This window comes from Paenibacillus sp. FSL H7-0703 (assembly GCF_038003485.1).
GTDB classification, from domain to species: domain Bacteria; phylum Bacillota; class Bacilli; order Paenibacillales; family Paenibacillaceae; genus Paenibacillus; species Paenibacillus polymyxa_B.
On record NZ_JBBOPF010000001.1, the window covers coordinates 4,278,047 to 4,291,196 of the forward strand.

Here is a 13,150-nt window from a genome sequence, read left to right on the forward strand (position 1 = left end):
GGAGGGGGCCTTTTTATAGTCCCTAATCTTTTTTATAGGATTTTGCAAAATTCCGAGAAAAGTGGGCGTACAGGAACCTAAGTGTTCCCGTACGCTTTTTCTTCTATAAAGACACGCGTACTCGCCCCAGAAAAGGAGCTGTTGCCGCATAGGCGGCACCTAGCATCGTCGAACGGCTGCCAAGCGTGGAGAAACGAATCTGTAGTTGCCGACGGTGATAGGGCAGGGCACGTTCGTCAATCACATCACGCATGCTTTGCTCCAACCAAGGTCTGGCTTCCGCCAGTGGACCGCCGATGATAAGCATTCCGGGGTTGAGGCTGTTCACAATGTTGGTAATACCCACACCCAAATATCGCCCAATATCATCAAGGACGCTTAATGTACTTGCTTCACCTTGCTGAGCAAATGGCAGTAATTCCGCTGTATTCTGTGCAGGTAGTTTCAATGTGGATGCTACATACGCCTTCTCTGAAGCATAGAGTTCCCAGCAGCCGCGACTACCGCAGGAGCAGAGTCGTCCGTTCCAATCAATGGTCATATGACCCGTCTCTCCGGCGTACCCCCAAGCTCCTTGATACGGTTTGCCATCAATGATAATCCCGGCCCCGATCCCGGACCCTGCACTGATGTAGACCAGATCCCGCACCTGCTGTCGGTGATCGCCGTCCATCCCATAGTACAACTCGCCCTGTGCGCCGACGTTAGCTTCGTTATCCACTACGACGGGCAGACCTAGCTCGGTCTCAAGTTGCTGCCGCAGCGGAACCTCTTCCCAGCCCAGATTGGGTGCGAACAAAACGGTTCCGGTTTCATCCACCATACCCGGCACCCCCAGCCCAATGCCGACAATACCGTGAGGGGAGGGAGGAGTGGCCTGCATGAGCTCCTGAACGAGCTTTCGAATCTGTTCCATAACAAAGGCGGGATCATGCTGAGTAAGGGAAAGGGTAAGCTCAGTTTCAATGGTGCCTGCCAGATCAGTCAGAGCGCCCTTGATGTACTGTACGCTCACCTCAATACCGAGTACAAAGCCTGCACGGCTGTTGAACAGCAGCATTAAAGGCTTACGCCCGCCGCTGGATTCCCCTAATCCCGTCTCATATACAAGTCCATCGGTGATGAGTTCTGCCACCAGATTGGAGACGGTAGCCTTGTTTAATCCAGTTTGACTGGATAACTGTGACCGGGATAGCGGAGCATGAAGGCGAATACGCTCCAGCACAATAGATTTATTTAGCTTTTTGACAAGCGCCTGATCGCCAGTGACATTCATGGTTAATTCACTTCCTGTTGGTGTAATTCCTGATATTATATCATAAAAACAAACTTAGTTTAAGCAATAGACAAAGTCTTTTGGCTGTGCTAGAATCGTTTTTGTAAACGTTTACTATAAAGGAGGAACTTATAATGGCTTATTTCGAACAGGTATCTAAAATTAACTTTGAGGGCAAGCAATCCGACAATCCTTTTGCGTTCAAATTTTATAATCCACAGGAAATTGTAGCGGGAAAAACGATGGAGGAGCATTTGCGTTTTAGCATGGCCTATTGGCATACACTGGTTGCAGGCGGCTCCGATCCTTTTGGTGTAGAAACAGCGGAACGTCCATGGTCCAAGTTTACCGGGCTGGATTTGGCGAAGGCACGTGTGGAGGCTGCCTTTGAGCTGCTGGATAAGCTGAATTTACCTTATTTTGCTTTTCATGATGTGGATATTGCACCAGAAGGCGCGTCATTGAAGGAATTTTACAGCAATCTGGATACCATCGTGGATCTAATTGAGGAACATATGAAAGCTACAGGGAAAAAACTGCTGTGGAACACGGCGAACATGTTTAGTCATCCGCGTTATTTGCATGGAGCTGCGACGACTTGCAATGCAGATGTGTACGCACACGCAGCTGCCCAGATTAAGAAAGGGCTGGAAGTGGGCAAACGTCTGGGCGCAGACAACTATGTTTTCTGGGGAGGCCGGGAAGGCTACGAAACACTGCTGAATACAGATTTGAAGCTGGAGCAGGACAATTTGGGACGTATGTTCCATATGGCCGTAGACTATGCGCGTGAAATTGGCTTTGACGCTCAGTTCCTGATTGAGCCAAAACCGAAGGAGCCAACGAAGCATCAGTATGATTTTGATGCGGCGACGACGATTGCCTTCCTGCAAAAATATGATCTGGATCAGCATTTCAAGCTTAATCTGGAAGCTAATCATGCAACTTTGGCGGGTCATACTTTTGATCATGAAGTACGTGTAGCACGGATTAACGGCATGCTGGGATCACTGGATGCAAATCAGGGAGATTTGCTGCTGGGCTGGGATACGGACGAATTCCCGGTTGATCTGTATGATGCCACACTAACCATGTATGAAGTGCTGCAAAATGAAGGCTTGGGCCGTGGCGGTATCAACTTTGATGCTAAGGTGCGCAGAGCATCATTTGAGCCAGAAGACTTGTTCCTTGCGCACATCGCAGGTATGGATACGTATGCGAAGGGACTGAAGGTAGCCGCTAAACTGATCGAGGATCGTGTGTTTGAAGACTTTATTGAGAAGCGCTACAGCAGCTTTAAAGAAGGTATTGGAGCAGACATCGTATCCGGAAAAGCATCGCTTGCTTCTCTGGCTGAATATGCTTTGGCGAACGAAACACCACGTAAAAACGTATCCGGTCGTCAGGAATATCTGAAAGCAACATTAAATCAATACATTTTAGCTGACTAATATCAGAACTTATAAGGGCTGTACGATAACAGGGAAGGAGGAACTCCAATGCAGGAGAAGCTGAATCAGGAGCAGGAACGCTATGTCATCGGCGTAGATTTGGGTACCAGCGCGGTCAAAACGGTGCTGGTCAACCGTAAGGGGCAGGTGGCTTATGAAACCTCCCAGTCTTATCCGCTCCATCAGCCGAAGGCAGGATATAGCGAACAGCACCCTGAGGACTGGGTCAGTGGCACGTTAGCATCACTGAAACAGCTTGTGGAGAAGGCTGGAATCGGCGGCACAGATGCCGTGGACGGTATTAGCTTTTCGGGACAGATGCACGGTCTTGTGCTGACTGACAAGGAGGGCCAAGTGCTTCGTCCGGCTATTCTGTGGAATGACACGCGTACAACAGCACAATGCCGTCGTATTGAAGAAAAGCTCGGATCGGAGCTGCTGAACATCGCACGTAATCGCGCGCTGGAAGGCTTCACGCTACCCAAGCTGCTGTGGGTGCAGGAGCATGAGCCAGACGTGCTGGCCCGTGCGGCACATTTTATGCTGCCCAAGGATTATGTGCGCTACTGTCTGACAGGAGAGCTGGCGACGGAGTACTCGGATGCGGCGGGCACGCTGCTGCTGGATATTGCGAACAAGCAGTGGAGCGAAGAGATCGCTGCCGCGTTTGACCTACCGTTGTCGCTGTTCCCGCCGCTGGTGGAATCCTTTGATCAGACGGGTACACTACTGCCGGAGATTGCGGAGCAGAGCGGGCTTTCGCCTGAAACGAAGGTCTTTGCAGGTGGTGCGGACAACGCATGTGGCGCGATTGGCGCTGGCATTTTGAGCGAAGGCCGCACCCTGTGCAGCATCGGCACCTCAGGGGTTGTACTTTCCTATGAGGAACGTAAGGATATTGATGTGCAGGGACGGGCACATTTTTTTAATCATAGTGAGCAGGATGCTTATTATATTATGGGGGTTACGCTCGCGGCCGGATACAGCTTGACCTGGTTTAAGGATACCTTTGCACCAGAGCATTCTTTTGATGCACTGTTGTCAGATGTGAACTCTGTTGAGCCGGGCAGCCAAGGGCTGCTGTTCACGCCTTATATCGTCGGCGAACGTACACCTCATCCGGATGCAACCATTCGAGGCAGCTTTATCGGGATGGATGCGGGGCATAAGCTTGTGCATTTTACACGAGCGGTGCTGGAAGGAATAACGTTTTCGCTCAAGGAATCCATTGATATTCTGAGAGGAACGGGCAAAACGGTGAATGAGGTAATCTCCATCGGCGGCGGTGCGCGTAATGAGGCATGGCTGCAAATGCAGGCAGATATTTTTAACGCGGATATCATCAAGCTGGAAAGCGAACAGGGACCTGCCTTGGGAGCGGCCATGCTGGCTGCTTATGGTAGCGGCTGGTTTGAATCTCTGCAAGCGTGCGCTGAAGCTTTTCTGCGTGAAGCAGCGAGATATTCCCCGAACCCAGAACGTGTGGCACAGTATGAAGGCCTATACGAGCTGTACCGTGAAGTTTACTTGCACACGCGAGAGCTAAGTGAGCATTTGGCAGTATATCGGTGAATACGGTGAGCTTTAAGCGTAAATAAGAAGCGGCTCCGGGTGTAAGAAACCCCCGGAGCCGCTTTTTTCATGTAATGATGAGTTTTTGAATTAAATACTTTTCTTGATTTTCGCATGATCTTCATTCATAGAACTCACGGCACAGCCAGGACATGACTTGCTCGACGAACACCCCGCACAGGCGCCTTGACGGCTTTTTCGTAAAAATCGTACCAACACCCACGCGCTATAACCGAGGATCACCAATAAAATGCTGATATTGATCATGGAATCCACTTCCTTTTATTTACTATAGGGCCTGACTTAACCCCAACCTAATAATCTGCCACATTGATAGATCAAGACAGCGATGATATATGCGACGGTCAATGGATAGATCACAGAAAATGCGGTCCAACGCCACGAAAGGGTTTCTTTACGAATGACCGCTACCGTAGCCAGACACGGAACATACAGCAGAATGAACACCATAAAGCTAAAAGAGGCAAGCGGTGTAAAGGCCTGTCTGACTTGTAGTTCAAGTCCCTGCATATCGGGAACGTGGTAAATAATATTCATCGTTGATACGACAACTTCCTTGGCCATAAAGCCTGTGAGCAGGGAAGCTCCTGCTTGCCAGGTGCCAAAACCGAGAGGGGCCAGTAATGGAGCGAACCAACCCCCAACGGTGGCAAGCAGGCTGTCATTCATTTCTGCCCCGAAGCCCTGCGGACCGAAATTGGACAAGAGCCAGATGCCAACGGAACCTGCAAGAATAATGGTTCCGGCTTTACGGACGAAGCCTTTGACCTTCTCCCATGTGATGCGGAATAGTGTAAGAGCCTGCGGCACTCGATAGGGAGGAAGTTCCACGATGAAGAGGGAGGGCTCACCCGACAAAATGGATACTTTGGAAAAAATTTTGGCAAGTATAAGTGAAACGATGATTCCTAACACATACATCAGCATGATGATGCTTGCCGCATGTGTTGGGAAAAACACACCCGCAAACAACGCATATACCGGCAGGCGGGCTGAACACGACATAAAGGGCACCAGCAATGTGGTAATGAGGCGTTCTCTGGGCTGTTCAATGGTGCGTGCCGCCATAATCGCAGGGACATTGCAGCCAAATCCGATGATGAAGGGAATGAAGCTTTTCCCGTTCAAGCCAACGGCTTGCATCAGGCGATCCATGAGTATCGTGACCCGTGCCATATAACCAGAGTCTTCGATCACTGAAATTATCAGAAATAAAATAGCAATTTGAGGCAGAAAAACAAGCACACCCCCGACTCCAGCCACGATGCCGTCCACGACTAGACTTTGCGTAAAAGCAGACGCGTTCAAGTGAACGAGTAACTCAGAAATCCAAGTGCTGAGTGTCCCTGAAAAAAATCCATCCAGCATATCTGAAAGGATCGTACCCGCCCAATCGAAGGTGAACTTGAAGGTAGCGTACATCAACAGCAAAAAGATCGGAATCCCCAGATATCGGTGAGTTAATAGTGAATCCAGCCTATCCGTCAAGCTGTGCGGTCTGAGTTTGGAGGTGTCGAGTGCCTTGGTGCACAGATCAGCAATCCATGCTGTTCGTACAGAACGAATATGCTGAGCAGGGGTGATGGCATGACCTTCACCGAGAAGTTCTTCCTCGCAACGGTGGATGCGTGCAGTTACTTGTTCACGCTGTACCTCATTCGTCATCCATTCCATGACGACAGGATTGCCTTCCAGACATTGCAGTGCGGCCCACCGCAGTTGCGGCACAGGTGCATTTGGCAGCAAGTCGCAAATATCGGTAATAGCAGCTTCAACGGTAGGGCCGTAGTCCAATTGAAAAGCATTGGATGTACGTCTTACCTCCCGAAGAGAAGCGAGCATTTGCTTACTTCCACTGCCTGTACGCGCCACCATAGGAATGATGGGAACGTTCAATTGATCGGCTAACAATTCCTTGTTTACACGAAGACCCGTGGCATCGGCTACGTCAGTCATGTTTAAGCCAAGTACAAGCGGACGGCCATACTCCAGTAGTTGTACGGTCAGATAGAGATTACGCTGGAGCTGGGAGGCATCCACAATGTTGATCAGGGCCGTAGGAGGTTCTTCCAGCAAATATCGAGTTGCGACACCTTCATCCAGCGAAAGAGGGAGTAAAGAGTAGGCGCCCGGCAAATCCACCAATACGGCAGACTTGTCACGCAGGATTCCTGTTTTCTTTTCCACTGTGACGCCGGACCAGTTTCCTACTTCTGCATACGTACGAGTCAGCTTGTTAAATAATGAGGTTTTTCCTGTGTTGGGATTACCGAATAGAGCGATCATGTCCATGTTGGAACAACCTCCAGTTGTTTCACCTGATTTTGGCGAAGGCCGACCAGCTGGCCGTTGCATTCAATGACAATAGGACCGCCCAATAAACTGATTTTTTTTAACCGTATGATGGAACCTTCGTTAATGCCCATGTCTGTTAAGCGGCGGCGCAATGAGGGATGAAGAGGGGCGAGAGATTGCAAACGCACAGTCTGACCCAGTGGCGTACGAAGGAGTGAGATACATTCTGGCATGGTGCTCAGCCTTTCTGATCTAGAATGAGAATCAATATCATTTACTTCCGATGCCAGTACCATATCATGAGGAAGTCTAGATTGCTGTGATAAAACTCTCTACGAACGACATGTCTGCTCATTATCCGATCTGTTATATAGCCGAGTATGATGTCACAACCTGTCTTGAACTGCACCCTTACTCGTCTGCAACCGACAAAACTAGAGCGTTTGGGGCAACTGTTTTTATGGTAAGATATAGCTGTTTACAACTATGCTAAGAAGGGCAGGAACGCTCTGTATGAACAGAAAAATCGGGGTTAGGCTTGTAAAATGTCTGGTTGCGGGTGCAGCGCTGGCTGTGTTGCTGCCGCAGGCTGTGGAGTGGGGCAGCAATGTGTATGCGACGTCGGTTAAGCCGGCTCCATCCGTATCATCGCAGCAGCTTCAGAACAAGCTTTTACAGGCAATGGCTACGCGGAGTGAAACGCTGACCTTTACATATCAAGGGCGAGTGAACGGTCTCAAGCAGCAATTACAGACGGCCATCCAACAGGCCATGGAGAGCGATCCGTATGTGAATTATACGATCAAAAGCTACGCATTCAGCTATACAGGTACAACGACCTCCGCTCAGGTTACGATTCGTCTAAGCTACCGGGAGACGAAGGAACAGACAGCATATGTGGATAGCACAGTTAAAGCGGTGCTGGGGGATATTATTACGAAGGGAATGACGGATCATGAGAAGGTAAAGGCCATTCATGATTGGATCGTCGTTCGCCTGAAGTATGATGAAGCACAGCAAAAGTACACAGCCTATGATGGCCTGAAAACGGGAAGCACGGTCTGTCAGGGTTATTCACTGCTGGCCTATAAAATGCTGGAACGTGCAGGCATTACGAACCGGATTGTGGAAGGAAGAGCAGGGGGCCAGCTGCATGCATGGAATCTGGTTTTATTAGATGGTCGATGGTATCACATGGATACGACATGGGATGATCCAACCCCGGATCGCGCGAACGAGGTAAGCACTTCATATTATCTGCTGACGGATACCGAAATGCGGCGGGATCACTCCTGGGTTAAGCCTTATCCTCAAGCGAATACATCGTATCGGGAAACCTTATCAGCACTGGTAACTGCCGGAGGATCAAAGGCTGCTGTGTATCAAAAACTGTACAATACCCTCGAATATCCGCTGCAAGACGGCAAGGGTCTGGTTAAATCATCTGCCGACATTAAGGAACAGGTACGTAAGATTGTAAATAAGGGAGGGATGACACTTACCTTTGCCTATCAGGGAACGGAGCGAAGTCTCAAGGAGGATTTACAATCCTTATATCAACTCGGTTTGAAATCCATTTCCTATCAGATTACGGATCTAGGAAGTACCGGCAATCTTCGTGTAACCCTGAAATGGACCTGATCATCTTGCTGTAAAAAGCTACATTAACAAAGGAGTATTTTATTTATATGCACAAGCGTTCCTTTACCTATTTGCTTGGCACGCAGACCATGTCTAATGCGGCCGACATTCTTTACATTATGGCACTTGTGTCTCTGGTTTTTCATGAAACGGACTCCATCTTCTCTTCGGTGCTCGTTCCGTTGCTGCGAATGGGAGCACAGATGATCAGCGGCTTTTTAGCACCGCTCATTTTGGCCCGATTCCAGCTTCCTTTTATTTTATTCGTTTCTCAGTTCGGACAACTGGTTTTCTTCGCTGTTCTGCTGGGCCACTTGTGGTCAGCGGGTACGGAGCCGATATGGGTGATTGTGTTTACGTTGGTAGCAGCCATGTCCTTTCTGGACGGCTGGACCACGCCTGCGCGTAATGCGCTGATTCCTCGCCTTGCGTCCGGGGAAGGACTCATGCGGGCAAACAGTCTGGTATCGGTCAGCGATCAGACGGTGCAATTAGCGGGGTGGGGGCTTAGTGGTGTGCTCGTAGCCATGCTAGGCTCGGAAAAAACACTGCTAGTGGCTGGCGGACTCTATATGGTAGCAATGATCTTCACCAGCTTGATTCGAGATCCATTAGAGGGTAAAGCCCATTATTTACTGCAACCTGGAACAAGGGTGCGAGGTGGAGATGTTTCGGTTTCCGAAACTGGTACTGAGCCCGGACAAGGGCATCATGACTTGCCTCCTGCACAGTTGGAAGATACACTGTATGGGCCGGAATCAGAGAGCCATGCACTACCTCCCAAACGTAAAAAGGAAATACTTCGTGAAGGCTGGAGCCTTATCGGAGCCAGTCGCAGACTGAAAGCTCTTATTTTTATGGATATGATTGACCTTCTAGGGGGTTCGGTTTGGGTAGGCGCGTTCACGCTTGCTTTCGCCCAGCAGGTTTTGCACAAGAGCGAGGCATGGTGGGGATACATCAATGCAGCGTATTTTGCAGGAGCGATTGGCGGCGGCATCGTTGTCCTCGCCTGCGTCAAGCATTTGCAGCGCAGGCTGCTGCCCGCCATGTTGGCGGGGATGGCAGGCTACGGGCTGCTGACAGCATGGTATGCACTGAACACATTACCGCCACTGACGCTGCTTATCGTGTTGCTGATGGGACTACCTGCGGAAATGTCCGTCGTATCCCGCCGCACGATGATGCAAATGAGTGTGTCCGTACAAGATTTGCCCAAGGTGCTGTCTGCCCAGGCCACACTGACAAGTTTGACCTTTTGTATTTCGCTCCTGTTAATGGGCTGGATTGCAGATCATCTAGGCATCGTTAATTTGTACTTGTTTTCTGCAGTGCTGACGCTGATTGCTGTTATATACGGTGTTTTTAGTCGTCGTGCCTTATCCATGTCTTTGTCAGCTTCATTGGAACCTTCCTCCAAATAAACAGAAAAAGCCCGTCTCCGGGCATATACAGGTGAAAATGCGGATAAACGGTCTTGGACCAGGCTTACCAGCGTGTTTTCCCTGATATGTGGAGACGGGCTTTTTTTACTGTTTTCTATTATTTATCCGAAGAAGCATCTGGACTCAAATCACATTCTTTTAACGGAACGATTTTAGTACGTTTGATCCATTTGTAGCCGAGCCATAGCAGAAGGAACAGCGGCACACTCATATACGTAGCGATCATCGTTTTCCAGTCAATCTCCTGTCCGGTGAAGGCATCCGCCCCTTGCCCGATAATGACAATGATACACAGAGCGAAGGCAAACAACGGCCCAAACGGGAACCAGCGGGCTTTGTATGGAAGCTCACTCAGACTGTGGCCCTGTGCAGTAAAGGCACGGCGGAAACGATAATGGCTGACTGCAATCCCGACCCACGTAATAAACCCACACATTCCAGAAGCATTCAGCAGCCAGTTATAGACTACACCGTCTCCATACAGGGAGGCGAGAAAGGCTAGCATACCGACAGCGGTCGTGATCAGTAGCGCATTCATAGGAATGCCGCGTCTATTGATACGTCCGAGGAAACGCGGGGCTTTACCTTCCCGTGCCAAAGCGTATAGTACCCGAGTTGCCGCGTACATACCCGAGTTACCTGCCGATAATACGGAAGTCAAAATAACGGCGTTCATAACAGAAGCAGCAATCGCAAGCCCTGCTTTTTCAAATACGAGCGTGAACGGGCTGACCCCGATGTCACTGATATCTCCCCGCAGCAGATTTGGATTGGTGTATGGAATGATCAATCCAATCACGAGAATCGCGAGAATATAAAAGAACAGGATGCGCCAAAAGATTTGACGGATGGCGCGCGGCACATTTTCACGCGGATTTTCGCTCTCTCCAGCGGCTACCCCAATCAGCTCCGTTCCCTGAAAGGAAAAGCCCGCTGCCATGAATACGCCCAATACAGCAAAGAATCCGCCATGGAACGGGGCGTCTCCTACCGTGAAGTTGGCAAAGCCGACCGCAGGGCCACCCATAATACCGAAGATCATCAGTACACCTACGGTCAAAAAGATGACCACGGTCACAATTTTAATCATGGCGAACCAGTATTCAGACTCACCGTAGCCTTTGACTGTCAATGCGTTCAACGCGAAGATTACGGCTAGGAATAACAGACTCCACCAGGCAGAGTGGCTTTCCGGGAACCAATATTTGATGAGCACGGTCGCTGCTGCTAATTCGGCAGCAATCGTCACCGCCCAGTTGTACCAGAAGTTCCAGCCCATGGCGAAACCAAAAGCCGGATCGACGAAGCGACCTGCATAGGTGTTAAAAGAGCCGGATTCAGGCATAAATGTAGCCAACTCACCGAGGCTGGTCATAAGGAAGTAGACCATGAGGCCAACTGCTGCATAAGCCAGCAGCGCACCGCCGGGTCCAGCTTCGGCAACCGCGCCTCCACTGGCGAGGAACAGGCCCGTACCGATAGAGCCGCCGAGGGCGATCATCGTCATATGGCGGGCTTTGAGACTTTTACGCAAGGTTGCGTCAGGTGTTGCTTTGTGTTGCACGTTTAAACACTCCTTCATGAAATTGTATTTCATGTCAGGGCAAGAGCCAGAAGGAGGGGGAGTATATAAATCAAAAAACCGCAGGGAATACGCCTGCGGTTTTGTCTATGCATTCCGCACCATACCTTCTTCTATAACAAGATAGCTCAACACACGTGTCTGTGTTAGGACAGCGTGTGACAGTTCTGCTCCTTTCGGTTAGCAGCCCCAGCATTCGGAGTATTTACAAAGAGTCAGCTCCGCATACTTCGGCGGGTGTACCTTTCCACTGGAATCTCAGACGGCTCTTATCGTCTCCTCCGGTGTACTGATTACATCCGCGACCTCTACCTCATCATAAAACAGGGTTGATGAGGTGTATGACATGATATTTTATTGTATAGCGAACTACAGTATATCGTACCTGTACATCTTCTGACAATCGACAATTTTTTGAAAATCACTCGTAGAATCTAAAATTAAGAGTTCCGCTTGGCCATCTGCTGCCAAACTGTGCCCGCGGCTTGTTCGCCTGATTCGATGCGTTCCAGCGCCATTTTAGCCTGCAGACTAACCTCGAATTCGGGATCATCGACAGCCTTCTCCAGCGCATCACGTGCATCCTCGGTTCCAACCTCGTATAAAAAACGTGCCGCCCGCCAGCGCACCAACTTGCTGCTATCCGACAGGGCTCCGATCATTGCGCTGGTAGCGACCGGGTCGCCGATGTCTGACAACGTGTCGCCTGCGGTGCGGCGTACTGCCGCCGAAGGATCGCGTAGCGCCTCGGCTAGCAGATCCATCGCCTCCGGTGAGCGAATATCGCCCAGATAGACGACGCCCAGCCGCCGCAGCTGCATTTTATCGTCATGCAGCGCTTGCCGGATAAGCGGCAAATGCTCAGGCGTCGGCTCCAGCCGATCCAGCGCAGCGTAGCGTGTGCGCCAATCCTCGTGCTGCAGGGCCTTCTCCAGCTCGGCATCGCTCCACTCGCGGCGCTCCTCCACGAATTCGCTGTTGTTTGCGCCGTGGGCAATCGCCTGTTGGATAATCTGCTCCAGCCGCTCTTGCGGAAAGGCTGCCTCCAATTCCTGCTCGACCTCGCGTGCAATGTCCGGCAGTTCACCGTAGCGGACGCCGTAATCGCTCAGCTTGCGTTCCTTGATCAGCGTTGCACTCGCTACACGGGTAACGGCCTGCACGAAGCGGTCGGACAAGGAAATTCGTTCCTCCTGCTGCCCCGCCTTGACTCGAATTTGCATTGGAATACCACGGAAAAATTGCACAAAGACCTGTGCCTCGCCAAATGCTTCTCCAGAGGTTTCCTCTGGCAAATCCCAATTGGCGTCAGCGCCTTCCTCGCCTAGCCGATCCCGGACTTGACCCAGAATGGTTGACCAATCTGCATTCCCTTTGCGGTCAAGGGCTACAAAGTCAGTCGTATGAAACACACTTTTGACCCCTTCAATGCCCAGCATGCGCCGGATAAATGGGGGAGCGGAACGCTCATTGTCCCGTGTATATGTTCTGCGGATACCCGCTTCCAGTCGCTCATCCAGATGCAGCATCATGGTGTTCGGACTGGGAGTTGGCTCGATAGATGTTATTTTCATAGCTCAGTACAGCCTCCTGTTCAAAAGTTCTCCATATATAGCTTATCTGTATTGTAACTCATTCTGCGAATGTCTCCAAAGATAAGTTCGTGTATACAGGAAAAACACAATGACATATCTCACACTAATTCGGGTAAACTTGTCTGATGAATATGGAGTTTTTTAATAAAAACAGGATGCTATATAAGCCAAACTCGAAAAATGAACATGAAAACGGAGTAGGCGGAATGGTGCTATCCAAGCGTAGCGGTGGCGATGGGAAGTACCATCCGACTACGCAGTGGCACTATAGG

10 protein-coding genes and 1 riboswitch are annotated in these 13,150 nt (G+C 50.2%); of the genes, 4 read left to right on the forward strand and 6 right to left on the reverse strand.

What is annotated here, in order from left to right:
- Nucleotides 1-103: 103 nt before the first annotated feature.
- A complete protein-coding gene (locus MHB46_RS18920; protein ID WP_341163106.1) occupies nucleotides 104-1,276 on the reverse strand; it encodes an ROK family transcriptional regulator in 1,173 nt (390 codons plus the stop codon).
- A gap of 134 nt (nucleotides 1,277-1,410) precedes the next feature.
- Between MHB46_RS18920 and xylA the strand changes: the two genes are divergently transcribed.
- A complete protein-coding gene (gene xylA, locus MHB46_RS18925; RefSeq protein ID WP_341163107.1) occupies nucleotides 1,411-2,727 on the forward strand; it encodes a xylose isomerase in 1,317 nt (438 codons plus the stop codon).
- Nucleotides 2,728-2,775: 48 nt separating this feature from the next.
- Nucleotides 2,776-4,299 (forward strand): xylulokinase, encoded by a 1,524-nt coding sequence (gene xylB / locus MHB46_RS18930; RefSeq protein ID WP_341163108.1) that lies wholly within the window; start codon nucleotides 2,776-2,778, stop codon nucleotides 4,297-4,299.
- Between the two features lie 90 nt (nucleotides 4,300-4,389).
- On the opposite strand, the gene MHB46_RS18935 is transcribed toward xylB, so the two are convergent.
- From MHB46_RS18935 to MHB46_RS18945, 3 genes are read right to left on the reverse strand one after another with little or no spacing between them, the layout of a single operon-like run.
- Nucleotides 4,390-4,566, reverse strand: coding sequence for a FeoB-associated Cys-rich membrane protein (locus MHB46_RS18935; RefSeq protein ID WP_341163109.1), 177 nt, complete (start codon nucleotides 4,564-4,566; stop codon nucleotides 4,390-4,392).
- Nucleotides 4,567-4,602: 36 nt separating this feature from the next.
- Nucleotides 4,603-6,612 (reverse strand): ferrous iron transport protein B, encoded by a 2,010-nt coding sequence (gene feoB / locus MHB46_RS18940; RefSeq protein ID WP_341163110.1) that lies wholly within the window; start codon nucleotides 6,610-6,612, stop codon nucleotides 4,603-4,605.
- Nucleotides 6,603-6,848 (reverse strand): FeoA family protein, encoded by a 246-nt coding sequence (locus MHB46_RS18945; protein ID WP_016820309.1) that lies wholly within the window; start codon nucleotides 6,846-6,848, stop codon nucleotides 6,603-6,605. The genes feoB and MHB46_RS18945 overlap by 10 nt, the downstream gene beginning before the upstream one ends.
- A 280-nt stretch (nucleotides 6,849-7,128) precedes the next feature.
- On the opposite strand from MHB46_RS18945, the gene MHB46_RS18950 reads away from it, so the two are divergent.
- Both MHB46_RS18950 and MHB46_RS18955 read left to right on the forward strand, forming a co-directional pair.
- On the forward strand, nucleotides 7,129-8,256 hold the full coding sequence (locus MHB46_RS18950) for a transglutaminase domain-containing protein (protein WP_341163111.1): 1,128 nt from the start codon (nucleotides 7,129-7,131) through the stop codon (nucleotides 8,254-8,256).
- A gap of 47 nt (nucleotides 8,257-8,303) precedes the next feature.
- Entirely contained in the window at nucleotides 8,304-9,680 is a 1,377-nt protein-coding gene (locus MHB46_RS18955) for an MFS transporter (protein WP_341163112.1), read from the forward strand.
- Between the two features lie 118 nt (nucleotides 9,681-9,798).
- Here MHB46_RS18955 and MHB46_RS18960 read toward each other — a convergent pair whose 3' ends face one another.
- The gene (locus MHB46_RS18960; RefSeq protein ID WP_069290395.1) at nucleotides 9,799-11,265 is read right to left on the reverse strand and encodes an amino acid permease; all 1,467 of its coding nucleotides are present in this window, start codon (nucleotides 11,263-11,265) and stop codon (nucleotides 9,799-9,801) included.
- 134 nt (nucleotides 11,266-11,399) lie between these two features.
- Nucleotides 11,400-11,602: riboswitch (Lysine riboswitch) on the reverse strand.
- A 121-nt stretch (nucleotides 11,603-11,723) separates the two neighbouring features.
- On the reverse strand, nucleotides 11,724-12,857 hold the full coding sequence (locus MHB46_RS18965; RefSeq protein ID WP_250260418.1) for a virulence factor: 1,134 nt from the start codon (nucleotides 12,855-12,857) through the stop codon (nucleotides 11,724-11,726).
- Between the last annotated feature and the right edge of the window lie 293 nt (nucleotides 12,858-13,150).